At 65.3% G+C, this 17,366-nt stretch carries 15 protein-coding genes; 4 read left to right on the plus strand and 11 right to left on the minus strand.

What is annotated here, in order from left to right; all coding sequences use genetic code 11:
• Window positions 1-12 precede the first annotated feature (12 nt).
• Window positions 13-588 carry a TetR/AcrR family transcriptional regulator gene (locus CLU85_RS21020; RefSeq protein WP_100411984.1) on the minus strand — a complete coding sequence of 192 codons (576 nt, stop codon included), beginning with the start codon at window positions 586-588 and terminating at the stop codon, window positions 13-15.
• A 111-nt stretch (window positions 589-699) separates the two neighbouring features.
• Here CLU85_RS21020 and CLU85_RS21025 point away from each other — a divergent pair, with 111 nt between their 5' ends.
• A complete protein-coding gene (locus tag CLU85_RS21025; protein ID WP_100411985.1) occupies window positions 700-1,167 on the plus strand; it encodes a nuclear transport factor 2 family protein in 468 nt (155 codons plus the stop codon).
• 101 nt (window positions 1,168-1,268) lie between these two features.
• Here the strand turns inward: CLU85_RS21025 and CLU85_RS21030 are convergent, their stop codons facing one another.
• Together CLU85_RS21030 and CLU85_RS21035 are read right to left on the minus strand one after the other, a co-directional pair.
• Window positions 1,269-2,372: a M14 family metallopeptidase gene (locus tag CLU85_RS21030; RefSeq protein ID WP_100411986.1), complete on the minus strand. Its 1,104-nt coding sequence runs from the start codon at window positions 2,370-2,372 to the stop codon at window positions 1,269-1,271.
• Window positions 2,373-2,459: 87 nt separating this feature from the next.
• Window positions 2,460-3,671 carry a M20 aminoacylase family protein gene (locus CLU85_RS21035; protein ID WP_100411987.1) on the minus strand — a complete coding sequence of 404 codons (1,212 nt, stop codon included), beginning with the start codon at window positions 3,669-3,671 and terminating at the stop codon, window positions 2,460-2,462.
• 77 nt (window positions 3,672-3,748) lie between these two features.
• Between CLU85_RS21035 and argE the strand changes: the two genes are divergently transcribed.
• Window positions 3,749-4,906, plus strand: coding sequence for an acetylornithine deacetylase (gene argE, locus CLU85_RS21040; RefSeq protein ID WP_100411988.1), 1,158 nt, complete (start codon window positions 3,749-3,751; stop codon window positions 4,904-4,906).
• Window positions 4,907-4,965: 59 nt separating this feature from the next.
• Here argE and CLU85_RS21045 read toward each other — a convergent pair whose 3' ends face one another.
• Both CLU85_RS21045 and CLU85_RS21050 read right to left on the minus strand, forming a co-directional pair.
• A complete protein-coding gene (locus CLU85_RS21045) occupies window positions 4,966-6,078 on the minus strand; it encodes an ABC transporter substrate-binding protein (protein WP_100411989.1) in 1,113 nt (370 codons plus the stop codon).
• Between the two features lie 97 nt (window positions 6,079-6,175).
• Window positions 6,176-7,324 carry an ABC transporter substrate-binding protein gene (locus CLU85_RS21050; RefSeq protein WP_100411990.1) on the minus strand — a complete coding sequence of 383 codons (1,149 nt, stop codon included), beginning with the start codon at window positions 7,322-7,324 and terminating at the stop codon, window positions 6,176-6,178.
• Window positions 7,325-7,453: 129 nt separating this feature from the next.
• On the opposite strand from CLU85_RS21050, the gene CLU85_RS21055 reads away from it, so the two are divergent.
• Window positions 7,454-9,550 carry a molybdopterin-dependent oxidoreductase gene (locus CLU85_RS21055; RefSeq protein ID WP_100411991.1) on the plus strand — a complete coding sequence of 699 codons (2,097 nt, stop codon included), beginning with the start codon at window positions 7,454-7,456 and terminating at the stop codon, window positions 9,548-9,550.
• Between the two features lie 111 nt (window positions 9,551-9,661).
• Here the strand turns inward: CLU85_RS21055 and CLU85_RS21060 are convergent, their stop codons facing one another.
• The 5 genes from CLU85_RS21060 to CLU85_RS21080 all read right to left on the minus strand — a co-directional run bounded on the left by CLU85_RS21060 (window position 9,662) and on the right by CLU85_RS21080 (window position 15,290).
• Window positions 9,662-11,323 carry an MFS transporter gene (locus tag CLU85_RS21060; protein ID WP_100411992.1) on the minus strand — a complete coding sequence of 554 codons (1,662 nt, stop codon included), beginning with the start codon at window positions 11,321-11,323 and terminating at the stop codon, window positions 9,662-9,664.
• A complete protein-coding gene (locus CLU85_RS21065) occupies window positions 11,316-11,720 on the minus strand; it encodes a DoxX family protein (RefSeq protein WP_100412682.1) in 405 nt (134 codons plus the stop codon). The genes CLU85_RS21060 and CLU85_RS21065 overlap by 8 nt, the downstream gene beginning before the upstream one ends.
• Window positions 11,721-11,722: 2 nt before the next feature.
• Complete coding sequence (locus CLU85_RS21070) at window positions 11,723-13,615, minus strand: amidohydrolase (protein ID WP_100411993.1); 1,893 nt, start codon at window positions 13,613-13,615, stop codon at window positions 11,723-11,725.
• A gap of 160 nt (window positions 13,616-13,775) precedes the next feature.
• On the minus strand, window positions 13,776-14,459 hold the full coding sequence (locus tag CLU85_RS21075) for a hydrolase (protein WP_100411994.1): 684 nt from the start codon (window positions 14,457-14,459) through the stop codon (window positions 13,776-13,778).
• Between the two features lie 105 nt (window positions 14,460-14,564).
• Complete coding sequence (locus CLU85_RS21080) at window positions 14,565-15,290, minus strand: pirin family protein (protein ID WP_100411995.1); 726 nt, start codon at window positions 15,288-15,290, stop codon at window positions 14,565-14,567.
• A 180-nt stretch (window positions 15,291-15,470) separates the two neighbouring features.
• On the opposite strand from CLU85_RS21080, the gene CLU85_RS21085 reads away from it, so the two are divergent.
• Complete coding sequence (locus tag CLU85_RS21085; RefSeq protein ID WP_100411996.1) at window positions 15,471-16,373, plus strand: LysR family transcriptional regulator; 903 nt, start codon at window positions 15,471-15,473, stop codon at window positions 16,371-16,373.
• 177 nt (window positions 16,374-16,550) lie between these two features.
• Here CLU85_RS21085 and CLU85_RS21090 read toward each other — a convergent pair whose 3' ends face one another.
• Entirely contained in the window at window positions 16,551-17,231 is a 681-nt protein-coding gene (locus CLU85_RS21090; RefSeq protein WP_100411997.1) for a type 1 glutamine amidotransferase domain-containing protein, read from the minus strand.
• Window positions 17,232-17,366 lie beyond the last annotated feature (135 nt).

The raw sequence follows: 17,366 nt of genomic DNA on the forward strand, positions 1-17,366 counted from the left end.
CCGCTGCGGGCGCTACGGCTGCGGTGCAAGACCCTCCAGCAGCCGCGCCACGCTGCCCAGCACCGCCTTCACAGGCTCGCCCATCTGCACCCGCACGATGGCGCCCTCCACCACCAGGGTTACGGCCTCGGCGTCGCGCGCCCGCTGCACGCCAGGGGGCAGCAGGGTGGCCACCAGGTCGGTCATCTCCCGTTTGTGGCGCTGCGCAATCGCCACCACCTCGGGCACCGTGCTGCCCACCTCACCCACGCTGTTGATGAAGGCACAGCCCCTGAAGTCATCGCGGCCAAACCATTCGGACAGCGTGGCAACCAGCGCATCCATGCCGGATGCGCCACCATGCCGCTCCAGGGCCGCAGCAAACCAGGCGATCCAGCCCGCATGGCGGTATTCGAGGTAGGCGCAGATGAGATCGTTTTTGCTGGGGAAATGCCGATAGAAGGTGACCTTGGTCACCCCCGACTCGGCGATCACGCGGTCGATGCCCGTGGCACGAATACCGTCGCGGTAAAAAAGTGCGTGCGCGGTCAGCAGCAGGCGGTCGCGGGCGGGCAAGTCTTTCCAGGCAGGCGATGGCAAGGGGATCATGCAGGCATTGTAGACAAGTCTGTCTACATCCCGCTATGATGCCGCGTAGACAGACTTGTCTACGCGGCATCATTCTTTTCGATCCCTCCTCGTTCACCCAAGGTATTGCCCATGGAATCCCGCCCTCCTCTTCCGCCCTTTTCCTTGCAAACCGCGGCCCAGAAAGTGCGCCTGGCCGAAGACGGCTGGAACTCGCGCGACCCCACGCGCGTGGCTCTGGCCTACACGGAGGACACACGCTGGCGCAACCGGGCCGAGTTTCCGGTCGGGCGCGCTGCTGCGCAGCAGTTTCTGGAACGCAAGTGGGCGCGCGAACTGGACTATCGGCTCATCAAGGAGCTCTGGGCGTTCAGTAGTCACCGCATCGCCGTGCGGTTTGCCTACGAATGGCATGACACCGCAGGCCAGTGGTGCCGCAGCTATGGCAACGAAAATTGGGAGTTCAACGACGCTGGCCTGATGGCCGTGCGCCACGCGAGCATCAATGATCTGCCCATCGCGGCGTCCGACCGGGTGTTCTTCTGGCCGCTGGGGCGGCGCCCGGATGACCATCCAGGGCTGAGTGAACTGGGGCTGTGAGCGTTCTGCTCACTCCTTGTGGCGGAGCAACGCTGCGAATCAAATGCTATAAATTCAATAGCATTTAGCGCTTACCCAGAAAGCGCCAGAGGCACTTTTTATCAAATTTTCCCCGCCAAACCATCCACCGCCTGGAACATCGACTGCCGCGCCTGGCTGATGATCTGGCCCTTCCACTCGGGCGTATCCGTGTAGAACGCCGCCAGCATCTGCGCCTTGATCTGCGCGGTCTTGTCAGCGGGTGTGTCGGGATGCAGGTTCAGCCACTGCTCGGCACGGATCGCATTCATCACGTCGAGCACGGGCACGGTGCCGTACTCCATGGCGATTCCGGTGTACTCCGCGTGGGGGCATTCATCGTAGATGGAGGTCCACATCAGGCCGGTAAGGAAGGCCGAGGTGGACGAGCCGTCATAGATGGAGGTGACCGGCGTGGCGCCGCCACCGTCCCACCAGGCGCGCGCGCGGGCCACGGCCACGGAGTCGTCGTTGCCGGCGTAGATGCGTTCGCCATGGCCGCTGGGGCCCAGGCCGGTGTGCAGGTCGATCCACGCAATGTGCGACGCCCCCGTGCCATGCTGGCGCAGCACCTGGCGCAGCGTGCGGTTGCTCCAGGTGGGCTCGGTGCCACCAAAGAACACGCCCTGTGGAAACTCATGCTGGCCTTGCGAGATGGCGGCCTGCCATGCGGCCTCGCCCTTGGTGGCGATGTACTGCTGCACGGCCGCCTGGTTGTCGGGGCCGGGTGGCCATTGCCCGGGCAGCAGCAGGGGCTGCACCTCGCGGTAGGCGGCGTTCACGGGCAGGGGCTTGGTGAAATCCTGGAAGTTGCGGTTCAGGTCCACGTTCTCGTGCGTAAAGCGGCGCACATGCGAGAAGCCATACGGGTTCAGTGCATGGATGTAGAGCGTCGCCACACCGGCATCGCGCGCCTTGGCGCGCCACTCGGCATCGTGCAACGAAAACACCTGCACGCCACTGCCGCAGTAGCCCTCTACGCCATGGCAGGCGCTGCTCACGACGAGCAGCTTCTTGGCATCGGCGGGGCCGTCGCGTACCACGTCCATGGCCAGGTCTTCGCCATCGCGGCCCTTGAGCGGATGGGCATGCGACTCGATGGGCAGACCCGCGGTGGCCGCAGCCTCTAGAAACTTTTTACGGGCCTGGGCGTAACTGGGCGAGAAGGCTTCAACGACACCGATCATGGACAAGGGCTTTCGACAAAATTCGACAAAACAAAACCCGGGCGCGCGCAGTGTGCGTCCGGGGCAGGTGTGAGACCGACCAGAACGTCAAGCCGCGCTGGAGGGCTGGGCCAGCCACTCTTCGGCCAGCTTGACCCAGTAAGTGGCCCCCAGCGGGATCAGGTCGTCGTTGAAGTCGTAGCTGGGGTTGTGCAGCATGCAGGGCCCGCCGCCATGGCCCATCTCGCGGTGGGTTCCGTCGCCATTGGCGATGAAGCAATACGCGCCGGGCTTGGCCTGCAGCATGTAGGCAAAGTCTTCGGCGCCCATGGTGGGCTCTTGCGCCAGCACGCGCTCTTCGCCCACGATGGTGGTCATGACCTTGCGGGCAAACTCGGCCTCGGCGGGCGAGTTGATGGTGGGCGGGTAGTTGCGCACGAACTCGAATTCGCAGGTGGCGTCGTGTGCAGCGCAGGTGTGCTCGGCCACCTGGCGCATGCGCTTTTCGATCAGATCGAGCACCTCCACAGTGAAGGTGCGCACCGTGCCCTGCAGCTCTACGCTGTCGGGCACCACGTTGGTGGCCTCACCCGCATGGATCATGGTGACCGAGATCACGCCCGCGTCCACCGGCTTCTTGTTGCGGCTGATGATGGTCTGGAAGGTCTGCACCATCTGGCAGGCAATCGGCACCGGGTCAATGCCGGTGTGCGGCAACGCGGCGTGGCCACCCTTGCCGCGCAGCGTGATCTTGAACTCGCTGGTCGACGCCATCACCGGGCCGGGGCTCACGGCAAACGTGCCCACCGGCATGCCGGGCCAGTTGTGCATGCCATACACAGCCTGCATGGGAAACTGCTCGAACAGGCCGTCTTCGATCATCACGCGGGCACCGCCGCCGCCCTCTTCCGCAGGCTGGAAGATCAGGTACACGGTGCCATCAAAGTCGCGGTGCTTGGCGAAGTGCTGGGCTGCCGCCAGCAGCATCGCCACATGGCCGTCATGGCCGCAGGCGTGCATCTTGCCTTTGTGAACGCTGGCGTGGGCGAAGGTGTTGAACTCCTGCATGGGCAAGGCATCCATGTCGGCACGCAAGCCAATGGCACGGCCGCTGGCGCCGCCGTCGCGGCCCTTGACGATGCCCACCACGCCCGTCTTGCCCAGCCCCCGGTGGATGGGAATCCCCCATTCGGTGAGCTTTTGGGCCACCACGTCGGCGGTGCGCACCTCTTCGAAGCACAGCTCGGGGTGGGCGTGAATGTCCCGGCGCACTGCTGCAATACTGGCCGCCTGGGTGACGATGGAGTCGATAACGTTCATGATATGTGTCCTTACGATCTCACAGTCTAGCCCGACAGCAACACACGTGCCAACCCGGGTTATTCGCTAGCCACTCCATGATTTCTGCCCACGCCCTCGAACTTGCGCAAACCCTGGTGCGCATGAACACCGTCAGCCACAACTCCAACCTGGAGCTGATCCACTTCATCCGCGACCACCTCGCCAAGCTCGGTGTGAAGAGCCGGCTGACCTTCAACGAGGACAAGACCAAGGCCAACCTGTTTGCGACGCTGGGCGAGGGCAAACCCGCCGGCGTGATCCTTTCGGGCCACACTGACACCGTGCCATGGGATGGACAGGACTGGACCATGGACCCACTGAGTGCGCTGGTCAAGGACGGTAATCTGTACGGGCGCGGCAGTGCCGACATGAAGGCCTTCATCGGCATCGCCGTATCGCAGGCCGAGCAGTTTTTGAACAGCAACGCGCCCTTTGCCATCCACTACGCATTCAGCTATGAGGAAGAAATAGGCTGCTTTGGCGTGAAGGAACTCATCGCCGACCTGCGCGATGCCAGCATCCAACCCCTGGCCTGTATCGTGGGCGAACCCACCAGCATGGTGCCCGCCATCGCCCACAAGGGCGTGTACCGCTACAAATGCTGCGTGCGTGGCAAAGAGGCGCACTCGTCCCTCACGCCCCAATCGGTCAACGCCATCGAGATGGCCGCCCGTGTGGTCAGCCGCCTGCGGGACATGGGTGAGGGATTCGAGAAGAACGAGCCCCGGTTTGAAGGCTTTGACGTGCCGTTCTCCACCACCAGCGTGGGCCAGTTCCATGGCGGTATTGCCGACAACGTGGTGCCGCGCGACGCAGAGTTCCGCTACGAGTTCCGCGACCTGCCCACCGCCAATGCAGCGCAGATGCAGGCCGAGGTGGTGGCCTACGCACAGTCGCTGGAGCCTGCCATGAAAAAGGTGGCGCCCGCTGCAGGTTTCGGCTTTGAGACCATCTGCGAGATACCGAGCTTTCTGGGCAACAAGGACGACCCCGTCACGCGCCTGGCGCAAGAACTCACGGGCGAACAAGGCACCACGCTGGTGGCCTTCGGCACCGAAGCAGGGCTGTTCAAAAATGCGGGGATTTCCACCGTGGTGTGTGGCCCCGGCAGTATCCAGCAAGCGCACCAGCCCGACGAGTACGTGAGCCTGGAGCAACTGGCCCGCTGCGAGGCGTTCATGCAGGGACTGGCTCGCACGCGCACGCTGGGCTGATCAGCCCCTGGACCTGCGCACATACAAACGCACTGGCGGGCGGGCGGGCGGCTATTCCCCTATTCCCGCACCCGCCCCTGCCCGTCGATCAGGCCCAGCTCCAAGAGGCGGGATGCCACGCGATCTCCCGCAAAGTGCACGCGAAAGCCTCCCAGGTTCAGTTCCTCCATGCCCTCCAGCGTCTTGCGCAGGCGGGCGCGGGTGATGTCCTTGCCCATGCGGCGCAGCGCCTCGGTCATGACACGGGCCGCAATGTAGCCCTCGAGCATGTAGACGTTGGGCTTGCCAAGCTTGGCGGCGGCCGCATCAGCTTGCAGATCGCGCACGATGGCCAGGCGCGCGTTGTCGCTGCGGGGCACGCCCCGCACCACCACAACGCCTGCGCCCGCCGTGCCCAGTTGCTCTGCCAGCAGGCTTTCCCCCGTGTTTGAAAACCCGTAGACCGGCCCGCGAAAGCCCTGTGCGCGCAGCTCCCGGATGGCAGTGGCGGCCCCACGCGCATCGCCAATCACCAGCAGCGATTCGGGCTTGGCCGCCAGCGCTTTGTCGGGTGAGGTGATCGACCCCTTGAACACCAGGTTCGCACCCAGGCCGTTGAGGGTATTTTCGGCCGACTCCAGCGCCGCCAGAGATTCGCTATCGGCCCCGTGCAACAAGGCCAGCTTGCGCACGCCCAGCGTGGCGGCGTGGCGCATTACGGCCACCGACTCTTCGGCATAACCCGGCCGCAACGTGAACACGTTGGGGTAGACCGCTCCACGGAACTCGTCGCCCCCTGCCATGGGCGCAAACAGCAACACATCGCTGTCCTTGATGAGTTTGTAGCTGGCCGTGACCTGGGGCGAGCCGTAATAGCCCAACAGCGCCAGCGGATTCTGCGCGAGCAACTTCTGGGTGTTGGCCGCTGCCTGCTCGGGCGAGCCTGCATCGTCAAGCGTGACCAGCTCAATGGGCCGTCCACCGATGCCGCCAGCGGCATTCACCCGGTCAAAGTGGAGCTTGGCGCCCTGCTGGAATGGCACGGCCAAGCCCGCGCCAGCACCGGTGAGCGCCACCGACTGTCCGAACACGATGGGTGCCGCAGGCGCCTGCGCCAGCGCGATGGAACTGGCCACCAGCGCCAACAGGGCGCAGCAAGCGCGCGCCCACCGTGCAGAGTATGTGAATTGCATTGCCGCCTCCGAGGCCTGCACCACAAGCGGCGCAGTGCGCGCGAATATAGGAGCGGAGCGGCACACACGCCATCCGCATTGGCCCTACGTTGCCCGTTCAGGTGCGCACGCGCCCGTCCCCGGTCAGCATCGACACCTCGACAAACTTAGACGCCGCATGGCTGGTGGCGCTGAACGACACCGGAAAACCAGAGATCACCTGGCTGCCGATCGCCTCGGTGCCCGCGATGAAACTCTCGCGCGTGATCTTTCCACTGGCCTGGGCCTGGCGCAGGCCTTCGGCAAAAACGCGTGCAGCCAGATAGCCCTCCATGCTCGAATAGTTGGGCTGCACCTTGTCGCCCCCCTTCTTGATGGCCTCCAGAAACTCGCGCGTGATCTGGCGCGAGGGCTGGTAGGGCGAGGGCACCACCTGCGACACCACCACGCCCGCACCATCCTTGCCCAGTTCATCGGCCAGTGCCTGCGTGCCCACAAACGACACGTTATAGAACGTGCCGCCAAACCCCGCCTTGCGGGCCGCGCGCACAAAAGCTGCGCTGCCGGAGTAGGCCGCAATCTGCACCACGGCATCGGGCATGGCGGGCACCAGCTTGTCCACGGCCGCTTTCACGTCGGTGGAGTTGCGCTCCACCGTGGCCGTGGCCACCGGCGCCAGTTTGAGCTCGGCCAGTGCCCGTGTCACCCCGTCGAGCCCCGCCTTGCCATACGCGTCGTTCTGATAGAACACCGCGATCTTCTTGAGCCCCAGGTTGGTGAGCTGGCGCACGATGAGCGCGGTCTCGTCGTAGTACGAGGCCCGCACATGAAAAATCAACCGATTGAATGGCTGGCGCAGCGCTTCGGCGCCGGTGAAGGGGCCGAAAAACGGCACCTTCTCCTTGGTAAACAGCGGCATTGCAGCCAGGCTGGTGGGGGTCCCGATATAGCCAAACAGGGCAAACACATCGTCCGCAATGAGCTTGCGGGTGTTCTCCGCGCAACGATCCGGCTCATACCCATCGTCCATGGTGCGGATTTCGATCTGCCGCTTGCCCACGCCCCCCTGGGCATTGAGCTGATCAAAAAACAGTTTGGCCCCTTGGTTGAACTGCACGCCAAGCTGGGCGGCAGGGCCCGTGAAGGCGGCCGATTGTCCCAGCACAATGCGCCCTTCGCTTTGGGCATGCGCTACTTGGAAACTCCCCAGCGCCACAGCACCCAAGCCCACGGAAAACTGCCTGCGCCCCAATACCGCTTGGTTCATGGTGAAATCTCTGCTCTTGTAAAACGAGGGCGACCCCTCTGCGCTGCCTTCAGGCAGCCTCCTGGGAACAGCGGCAACGTATGCACGCCGTTTCCAACCCTGCTTGCAGTTTAACGATCAACCCACAGAATGCCCACGTCTTCTGCCGCTAATTCCCCTCAGTCTGTACCGATTCAGGTGCGCGGGGCTTGCCCGCACGACTGCCCGGACACCTGCGCTTTGCTCACTACGGTGGACAACGGCGTCGCCACCCGCGTGCAAGGCAACCCCGACCATGCCCACACCGATGGCGTGCTGTGCGCCAAGGTCTCTAAATACACCGAACGCAGCTACCACCCCGAGCGCATCCTCACCCCGCTCAAGCGCAGCGGTCCCAAGGGCAGCGGCCAGTTCGCATCGGTCACTTGGGACGAGGCACTGAGCGACATTGCGTCCCGCCTGCAGGCCATTGCCACCCGCGCGCCGGAGGCCATCCTGCCCTACAGCTACGCGGGCACCATGGGCATGGTGCAGGGCGAGAGCATGGACCGGCGCTTCTTCCACCAACTCGGCGCCTCGCAGCTCGACCGCACCATTTGCGCGTCGGCCGGGGCCGAGGCCCTGGTGCAGACCCTGGGCGGCAAGGTGGGCATGAAGGTGGAGTTTTTTGCCGAAGCCCAGCTCATCCTGATCTGGGGTAGCAACTCGATTGGCAGCAACCTGCATTTTTGGCGCTACGCGCAGCAGGCCAAGAGGAGTGGTGCCAAGCTGGTGTGCATTGACCCGCGCAAAACCGAAACCGCCGACAAGTGCCACGAGCACATCGCGCTGCGCCCCGGCACCGACGCCGCGCTGGCCCTGGCGCTGATGCACGAGCTGATCGTGAACGACTGGCTCGACCATGACTACATCGCCCGCCATACGCTGGGCTGGGACCCGTTGCGCGAGCGCGCCCTGCAATGGCCGCCCGAGCGCGCGGCCGAGGTGTGCGGAGTACCAGTCGAACAAATCCGCCAGCTGGCCAAAGATTACGGCACCACAAAGCCCGCCGCCATCCGCCTGAACTACGGCATGCAGCGGGTGCGCGGCGGCGGCAATGCGGTGCGCGCCGTGGCCTGCCTGCCTGCGCTCACGGGCGCGTGGCGCCACCGCGCCGGTGGCGTGTTGCTGTCCAGCTCGGGCCAGTTCCCGGCGCAGCGCGCCGTGCTGCAGCGGCCCGACCTGATGCCGGCCAAGACACCGCGCACCATCAACATGTCCACCATCGGCGACGACCTGCTGCGCGAGGCATCGGCACAGTTGGGCCCGAAAGTCGAGGCCATCGTGGTCTACAACAGCAACCCGGTGGCGGTGGCTCCCGATTCGGGCAAAGTGGTGCAAGGCTTTGCGCGCGAAGACCTGTTCACGGTGGTGCTGGAGCATTTCCAGACCGACACCGCCGACTACGCCGACTACATCCTGCCCGCCACCACACAGCTTGAAGCCTGGGACATTCACCTGAGCTACGGCCACACCGATGTGCTGCTGAACCGCCCCGCCATTGCACCGCTGGGCGAGGCGCGCAGCAACGCGCAGATTTTTCGCGACCTGGCCGCCCGCATGGGTTTTACCGACCCCTGCTTTGCCGACAGCGACGAGGCGCTGTGCCGCCAGGCCTTTGGCGATACGGTGGACTACGCGCTGCTCGAATCACAAGGGTTCGCTACGCTGGCGCTGCCCGATGCGCCGTTTGCCGAGGGCCAGTTCCCGTCGCACTCGGGCAAATGCGAGTTCTACAGCGCACGCCTGGCCGCACAGGGCCTCGACGGCCTGCCCGACCACCTGCCCAATTACGAGCTGCAGGGCACCAACGCCCGCCACCCACTGGCCATGATCTCGCCGCCTGCACGCAACTTTCTGAATTCGACCTTCGTGAACGTGCAAAGCCTGCGCAACATTGAAGGCCGACCAGTGCTGGAGATCCACCCCGACGACGCCGAGGCGCGCGGCATCACCAACGACGCCGTGGTGCGCGTGTTCAACGACCGGGGCAGCTACGAGTGCCACGCCACCGTCTCGCGCCGCGCCCGCCCCGGCGTGGTCAACGGCCTGGGCATCTGGTGGCGCAAGCTGGGGCTGAACGGCACCAACGTGAACGAGGTCACCAGCCAGGCCCTCACCGACCTGGGCCGGGCGCCTACGTTTTACGACTGCCTGGTGGAGGTGGAGGCCAGCTCCGTGCACGCAGCCATCGATTCGACCGCCTGAGGGCAGCGGGCTGAAGGCGCATGGGAGCTGGTTAATTACTCCAAATTCAATAGCTACCAGCGCTTCACCATCCAGCACCAGAGGCCATTTTGGCCCTGAATCTGTCCGCAATCATCCGTGTGCATGGGCCGCCGCAGTGTCGGCGTTCGCGCCAACGCCCTCGGCACTGAGCGCCAGAAAGTGGTGCACCACCGGCCGCTCTGGCCCGGTGTGGAACCGCAGGGCCTGCGCCTGCAGATCGGCGTCGGCTTTGGACACGCGGCCATGCTGGCGCAGGTGCTCTGCCCACGACTCGACCAGAAACCACTCGATCACCCGGCCCGGCTCGCCCGCGTGCTCGGCCACGCCCCAGGCATAGGCGCCATCGCGGCGGCGTTCGGCGGCGAGGTGTTGCATGGCCTGCAAAAACGCGGGCAGGTCGGGTTGGGCGATGCGGTACTCGATCTGCACCATCACCGGGCCCCGGTCGTGCGCGATGGGCTCTGCCAGCAGCGGCTCGGGCCAGTGGTTGGACGGTTGCAGATCCGCCTCGCCCGTGGGCAGCTTGACGCGGTGAAAAATGAACGCCACCACCACCAGGCCCGCCGCGCCCAGCAGCAAGGTCACGGGCAGGCCCGCCTGCCCCGCCATCAGGCCCCAGCCCAGGCTGCCTGCCGCCATGGCGCCGTTGAACACCATGAGGTAAATCGCCAGCCCCCGCCCGCGCACCCAGTTGGGCAGCACCGCCTGGGCCACGCCGTTGAGCGTGGTCAGCGCAACGATCCAGCCGGTGCCCAGCACCAGCATGAGCGCCACCGCCACCCACTGGGGCGGCGCTGTCGCCAGCACCGCCATCACCCCGGCCGATAGCAGCGACGCCAGCAGCACCAGCCCGTCGGTGTCCAGGCGCTTGCGCAGGCGCGGCAGCAGCAGCGCTCCCACAATGGCACCCGCCCCCACGGCACCCAGCATCACACCGTAAAAGCCTGCCGTGCCACCCAGCATGCGCCGCGCCACCAGCGGCAGCAGTGCCCACACCGAACTGGCGAACAGAAAGAACACCGCGGCGCGCAGCAGCACCACATGCAGCTCGCGGCTGGCACGGGCATAGCGCACGCCCGCGCGGAAGGCGCCGAAGAACTGCTCGTTGAGCCCGTTGGATGGAGTCTTGGGTCGCTTCCACCACACCAGGGCGGCAATCACAAACGCATAGCTCAACACGTCGAGCCCATAGGCCGCCGCCGCGCCAAAGCTGGCCAGCAGCAGCCCGCCCGCCGCCGGGCCCACCGCGCGGGCGATGTTGATGCCCAGCGAGTTCAGGGCCACGGCGCTTTTAAGCTCGCTGCGCGGCACCAGCTCGGGCACGATGGATTGCCAGGTAGGGCCCATCAGCGCGGCGCCAATGCCGCCCACAAAGGTCAGCGCCACCAGCCATTCCACGGTGAGCGCATGGGTCTGCGCCAGCACCAGCAGCGTGCCGCTGACGGCCGCCAGCAGCACCTGCACGCCGATCAGAAAGCGACGGCGGTCGAGGATGTCGGACAGCACCCCGGCAGGAATCGCCAGCAGAAATACCGGCAGCGTGGCCGCAGTCTGGATCAGCGCCACGGCGGTGGGGCTGGACGACAGCTCGGTGACCATCCACGCGCTGGCAACATCGCGCATGAAGCTGCCAATGTTGCCCAGCACCGTAGCGGCCCACAGCACGGCAAAGACGGGAATCGCCAACGGCGCGAAGCTGCCCGACGCTGCGGGCGTGGCCGCAGCCGAGTTGGGGTGTTGTTGATCAGGCATCAGCGCCTCCAAGGTCGTACCAGGCCACGAGCAGAAAGCCGCCCGCAAGGCCCCAGTGTTCAAAAAATGTGTGGGTCACCCGCTGCCGCTCGCCGGGCGGCGCGGACCAGAAACGATCGGCCAGCAAAGCTGCGAGCACGGTGAATCCCGCCAGCGCCAACGCGCCCAGCCAGCGGTACCAGCCGGACACGATCAGCGCCGACGCGCCAAGCTGCAGCACCAGCGTGGCCGCCGCCATGGGCGCTGCGGGCACCAGGCCCAGCGAGCGCATTTCGGCCACCGCCCCGGCAAAGTCGCACGCCTTGCTCACGCCACTTTGCAGGTAGGCAGCGCACAGGCACAGCAGCGCCAGCGTCTGCACCAAAGGGGCCGTGGCGGCAGAACGCAGCGTGTCCATCGTCATACCGCCCAGCACGCGCAGCCCAGCGCGCCCCAAAAGCTCTTGAGGTCGGCAATCGGCAGCTTGCTGCTCCACGCCGTGGCGTGCTGGTGGCCGTGCACGTTGCAGTCGTTGGCGCAGGCGCAGGCGGCGGCGGCACGGCGCATCACGACTTGCAGCGGCGCACCTTCGTACTCGCCCCAGTTGCCATAGCCCCGAAAGGTGCGCACGGGCGACCAGTCGGGCATGGCAGGCGGCGGTGCCGCATCGTCCAGCGCCGCAAAGTCGCCCACGCCGTAGACCACCTTGCCGCCCACCACCGTGAGCAGTGCGGTGGAGTCGGCAATGTCGGACTCGGGGCAGGCGAAGAAGTCGCGGTCGGGCACGATCAGGTCGGCCAGCTGGCCCGCCTGAATGCGGCCTTTCTTGCCCTCTTCGTTGCTGAACCAGGTGACGTTCTCGGTCCACATGCGCAGCGCGGCGTCGCGGCTGAGGCAGTTGCGCTGCGGCGTGATCTGCAGGCCGCCCACCGTTTTGCCGGTGATGAGCCACGACAGCGACACCCACGGGTTGTAGCTGGCCACGCGGGTGGCGTCGGTGCCAGCCGACACGTTCACACCCTTTTCCAGCATGCGCTTGACGGGTGGCGTGGCCTCGGCCGCGCCCGCTCCGTAGCGCTCGATAAAGTATTCGCCCTGGTAGGCCATGCGGTGCTGCACGGCCACGCCGCCGCCCAAAGCCGCGATGCGGTCGATGGATTTTTCGGAGATGGTTTCGGCATGGTCGAAGAACCAGTTCAGGCCCGCCAGTGGCGTGTCCTGGTTCACCTTTTCAAACACATCCAGTGCGCGGTCGATGGTTTCGTCGTACGTGGCGTGCATGCGCCAGGGCCAGCGGTTCTGCGCCAGGATGCGCACCACACCTTCCAGGTCGTCTTCCATCTCGGGCACCAGGTCGGGGCGCGGCTGGCGAAAGTCTTCAAAGTCGGCCGCCGAAAACACCAGCATCTCGCCCGCGCCGTTGTGGCGAAAGTAGTCGGTACCCTGCTTGTATTGCGACGTGGCCGTCCAGTTCAAAAAGTCTTCTTTTTCCTGCTGGGGCTTTTGCGTGAACAGGTTGTAGGCCAGGCGGATGGTGAGCTGGTCGGCATCGGCCAGCTCCTGGATCACCTGGTAGTCGTCGGGGTAGCTCTGAAAGCCACCGCCCGCGTCGATGGCGCCCGTCACGCCCAGGCGGTTGAGTTCGCGCATGAAGTGGCGTGTGGAATTGACCTGGTAGGCGTGCGGCAGCTTGGGGCCCTTGGCCAGCGTGGCGTACAGGATGGACGCGTTAGGCTTGGCCAGCAGCAAGCCGGTGGGGTTGCCCACACTGTCGCGCACGATCTCGCCGCCGGGCGGCGCAGGCGTGTCGCGGCCGTAGCCCACGGCACGCAGCGCGGCGCCGTTGAGCAGTGCGCGGTCGTACAGATGCAGGATGAACACCGGCGTGTCGGGCGCCACGGCATTCAGCTCGGCAATCGTGGGCAATCGCTTTTCAGCGAACTGGTGCTCGGTGAACCCGCCCACCACACGCACCCACTGCGGCGCGGGCGTGATGGCCACTTGCCGCTTGAGCATGCCCATGGCGTCGGCCAGGCTCTTGACCCCGTCCCAGCGCAACTCCAGATTGAAGTTGAGCCCGCCGCGAATGATGTGCAGGTGGTTGTCGATGAGCCCCGGCAGCACACTGCGACCGCCCAGGTCGATGACCCGCGTGCCCGCACCGGCCAGCGCCATCACCTCGCGGTCTTCGCCCACGTGGGTGAAGCGCCCCTGCGCGATGGCGACCGCACTGGCCGTGGGGTTGGCGCGGTCCAGTGTGGTGAAGCGGCCGTTGCGCAAGATGAGGTCGGGGGTTGGGGCGGGTAGGTTCATGTCTTGGGGCTCAGAGAATTTCAGCAATGGCAGAGCGCAAAAAGGGTGCAGTGGCCGTAGCGAGCGGCCCTAGCCTGCATCGAGGACCGCAGCCGTACAAGCGTACGGCGAGAACCGCAGGTGCGGGATTCGGCCGCGCAGTAGGCTGATGCGCCCTTTTTTAGGCTTCGTGGGCGTTGAACATGGCCTTGGCGTAGGTGATGCCCAGGCCATAGCCGCCGCCGAACTTCTTGGCGATGCCCGTCGTCATGTCGTACGTCTCGCCCCGCGCCCAGTCGCGCTGCAGCTCCAGCAGATATTGCAACGCCGTGATGGGGCGTGCGCCCGCTTGCACCATGCGCTCCATCGCGCGGTTGTGCGCTTCTGCCGAGATGTCGCCGCTGGCGTCGGCAATCACGTACACCTCAAAGCCCTGGTCCAGCGCCGACAGCGCGGGGCCGACGATGCACACGCTGGTCCACAGGCCCGCCAGCACGATGCGCGGCTTGCCGATCTCATTGACCTTGGCAATCACGGCCTCGTCTTCCCAGGTGTTCATGGACGTGCGGTCCAGCAGCGCCTGGCCCGGGAACGGTGCTGTGACTTCGTCAAACATGGGGCCGCTGAAGCTCTTCTCGGCCACGGTGGTCAGGATGGTGGGCACGCCGAAGCCCGCCGCCGTGCTGGCCACCAGGCCGGCGTTGGACCGCAGCGTGATCGCGTCAATGGAGTGCGTGGCAAACGCCATCTGCGACTGGAAGTCGATCATCACCAGCGTGTGGTCGTGCGGGCTCAGCAGTGAGGCACCGGGCGTGGCGGTGGCGACGGGGCGAGCGATGGGGGTATTGGTTTTGTTGGCAGACATGGCGGGCTCCGAAAAAAGCAGAAGAAGAAGAAGAAGAAGAAAAGGAAAAAAAGCAAAAGAAAGGCCGGGCCCGGGACTCCCCCGGGCCGCAGGCGCACCAGCACTTCAGCGCGGCATGGCGGGCAGCTCGTTGGGACGCAAGTCAAACACCAGCACCTCAGCGCCCTGGCCGTTGGCAAAACGCAGCGCTCCGGCATCGCGGATGCGGGCGCCATCGCCTTCGTCCAGCCGCTCGCCGTTGACTTCGACGCTGCCACGGGCCAGATGCACATACACGTTGCGGCCCGGGCCCACGTCCAGTTCGGCAGATTCGCTGCCGTCGAACAGGCCGGCATAGACCCGGGCGTCCTGGTGCACCGCCAGCGATCCGTCTGTGCCATCCGGCGAAATGATCTGGCGCAGCTGGCCGCGCTTTTCGGCCTCGGTGAAGTGCACCTGCTGGTAGCGAGGTTCTGCACCGACCTCGCCGGGCACGATCCAGATCTGCAGGAAGTGCACAGGTTCGTCGGCCGAGTGGTTGAACTCGCTGTGCTCCACGCCGGTGCCGGCGCTCATCATCTGCACGTCGCCGGGGCGAATCACCGATCCGGTGCCCATCGAATCCTTGTGCTCCAGCGCGCCTTCCAGCACGTACGAGAAGATTTCCATGTCGCGGTGCGCATGCTTTCCGAAGCCCTTGGACGGAGCCACGCGGTCGTCGTTGATGACCAGCAGGTCCGAGAAACCTTGCTGGTTCAGGTCACGGTAATGGCCAAACGAGAAGGTGTGGCGTGAGTGCAGCCAGCCGTGGTTGGCGTTGCCACGGTGTTGGGCTTTGCGGATTTCGATCATGGTGGATGTCCTTTCTTCGTCGATGGAGTTCACACTGCGGTCTTTGAAACCATCTGCCTTATTCGTAAAGGCTTCAGTGCTGCGGTGAAGAAAGTATCTCGCGCCTTGACCGCCATCAGGTTGAAAGGTTTCACCATTCATCATCGATAATTTCGATGATCCAGATCAAGGAAACGCCCGATGTTGAAACTCACGCTCGAAGCCATCGAAACCATTGACGCCATTGCCCGCCACGGCTCTTTCGCGGGAGCGTCGGAGCGGCTGCACAAGGTGCCGTCGACCATCTCGTATGCGGTGAGCAAGCTGGAGGAACAGCTGGGCCTGGCCCTGTTCACACGCAACGGCCCGCGCGTGACGCTCACACCGGCCGGGCACGAAATGGTCAAAGAAGGCCGCTGGCTGCTGGCTGCAGCGGGGCAGCTTGAATCGCGCATGCGGCAGATCGCCACGGGGTTCGAGTCGGAGTTGCGGTTGATGCACGACTCGCTCATCCCCACCAGCGCGTTCAACCCCGACATTTGCGCGTTTGAAGACCTGAACTGCGGCACGCGCCTGCGCATCACCAGCGAGGCGCTCACCGGCACGTGGGAGGCGTTGCGCGAGGCCCGCGCCGACATTGTGGTGGCGGCTGGCGAGGGCCCGGCAGGCGGCGGCTACAAGGCCGTGGCGGTAGGCACCTTGGCGTTCGCGTTCTGCGTGACCGCCACGCACCCGCTCGCCCAGTTGCAGCGGCCACTGACACGCGCAGATCTGCTCGACCACACCGCCGTCGTGGTGGGGGACGGCGCACGGCTGCTGAATGACCGCACGGTGGGTTTGTTGTCAGGCCAAAGGCGCATCACCGTGCCGTCGATGCAGGCCAAGATTGCCGCGCAAGCGGCGGGCCTGGGGCACGGCTTTGTGCCGCGTGCCTGCGTGCGCGTGGAGCTGGAGACCGGGATTCTGGTGGAACTGCAAGTGCAAGAGCCGCGCCCGGACGAAACCTTCTGGCTGGCCTGGCGGCCCGAGCACATGGGCGAGGCGCTCAAGTGGTGGCGCCAGCGGCTGGACCGCCCGCTGTTGCCAGGCATCCTGCCGTATTGATGGGGGCGCAGGGCCTGCCCGGGGACCGGCGGCCACGTCCCACCCGCATTGAATCAATTTTGATAGCTGCCAGTGCTTATCCACCAAGCACCAGCGGCCATTTTGGCTTGAAGCCGGATGACACACCACGGGCCGCCAGCCCAGGGCCACCGCAATGAGGCGACGCCCTGGTGTGGCTCACCCCAATTGCTTGAGCAGTGCGTGCGCCCCTTGCTCGGAGGACGCGGGGTTTTGCCCGGTGATCAGCGTACCGTCGGTCAGCACATAAGGCGCCCAGTCGGCCCCTTTGGAATACGCACCCCCGTTGGCCTTGAGCATGTCTTCCACCAGAAAAGGCACGACCTTGGTGAGCTGCACGGCCTCTTCTTCAGAGTTGGTGAACCCGGTAACTTTTTTGCCTTTGACCAACGGCGCGCCATCGGGCGCCTTGGTGTGGCGCAACACACCGGGCGCGTGGCACACCAGCGCCAGCGGCTTGCCAGCGGCAAACGTTTTTTCGATGAGCGCGATGGATGCCGCGTCTTCGGCCAGGTCCCACAGGGGGCCGTGGCCGCCGGGATAGAAGACCGCATCAAAGTCATCCACGCTCACGCCCGACAACCGCACGGTGTGGGCCAATTGTTGTTGCGCATCGGCATCCCCCTTGAACCGGCGCGTGGCGTCGGTCTGCGCATCGGGGTCATCGCTTTTAGGGTCGAGCGGCGGCTGGCCGCCCTGGGGAGATGCCAGTGTGATGTCAGCCCCCGCGTCTTTGAAAACGTAGTACGGAGCGGCAAATTCTTCGAGCCAAAAACCGGTTTTTTTGCCGGTGTCGCCCAGTTGGTCGTGGGACGTGAGAACCATCAGGATGTGGGCCATGGGGGTCGCTTTCGCAGGTCAGAAAAACAGAAGCGACCACCCTATCAGTCATCGGGCCCGCTGTCCCTCGTTGTGCGCAGGTTGGCGGCATTGGCTTACAGACCAGAACCTCTCGTGCGGTGCGGACCCCACCTG

The organism is Acidovorax sp. 69, assembly GCF_002797445.1.
Lineage (GTDB): Bacteria > Pseudomonadota > Gammaproteobacteria > Burkholderiales > Burkholderiaceae_C > Acidovorax.

Excerpts from the sequence above, each read along its gene's own strand:
- CLU85_RS21035 (WP_100411987.1), bottom strand. The coding sequence starts at position 3,671 with ATGAACGTTATCGACTCCATCGTCACCCAGGCGGCCAGTATTGCAGCA.
- CLU85_RS21055 (WP_100411991.1), top strand. The coding sequence starts at position 7,454 with ATGCCCACGTCTTCTGCCGCTAATTCCCCTCAGTCTGTACCGATTCAG.
- CLU85_RS21025 (WP_100411985.1), top strand. The coding sequence starts at position 700 with ATGGAATCCCGCCCTCCTCTTCCGCCCTTTTCCTTGCAAACCGCGGCC.
- CLU85_RS21030 (WP_100411986.1), bottom strand. The coding sequence starts at position 2,372 with ATGATCGGTGTCGTTGAAGCCTTCTCGCCCAGTTACGCCCAGGCCCGT.
- argE (WP_100411988.1), top strand. The coding sequence starts at position 3,749 with ATGATTTCTGCCCACGCCCTCGAACTTGCGCAAACCCTGGTGCGCATG.
- CLU85_RS21090 (WP_100411997.1), bottom strand. The coding sequence starts at position 17,231 with ATGGCCCACATCCTGATGGTTCTCACGTCCCACGACCAACTGGGCGAC.
- CLU85_RS21050 (WP_100411990.1), bottom strand. The coding sequence starts at position 7,324 with ATGAACCAAGCGGTATTGGGGCGCAGGCAGTTTTCCGTGGGCTTGGGT.
- CLU85_RS21085 (WP_100411996.1), top strand. The coding sequence starts at position 15,471 with ATGTTGAAACTCACGCTCGAAGCCATCGAAACCATTGACGCCATTGCC.
- CLU85_RS21060 (WP_100411992.1), bottom strand. The coding sequence starts at position 11,323 with ATGCCTGATCAACAACACCCCAACTCGGCTGCGGCCACGCCCGCAGCG.
- CLU85_RS21020 (WP_100411984.1), bottom strand. The coding sequence starts at position 588 with ATGATCCCCTTGCCATCGCCTGCCTGGAAAGACTTGCCCGCCCGCGAC.
- CLU85_RS21080 (WP_100411995.1), bottom strand. The coding sequence starts at position 15,290 with ATGATCGAAATCCGCAAAGCCCAACACCGTGGCAACGCCAACCACGGC.
- CLU85_RS21065 (WP_100412682.1), bottom strand. The coding sequence starts at position 11,720 with ATGGACACGCTGCGTTCTGCCGCCACGGCCCCTTTGGTGCAGACGCTG.
- CLU85_RS21045 (WP_100411989.1), bottom strand. The coding sequence starts at position 6,078 with ATGCAATTCACATACTCTGCACGGTGGGCGCGCGCTTGCTGCGCCCTG.
- CLU85_RS21075 (WP_100411994.1), bottom strand. The coding sequence starts at position 14,459 with ATGTCTGCCAACAAAACCAATACCCCCATCGCTCGCCCCGTCGCCACC.
- CLU85_RS21070 (WP_100411993.1), bottom strand. The coding sequence starts at position 13,615 with ATGAACCTACCCGCCCCAACCCCCGACCTCATCTTGCGCAACGGCCGC.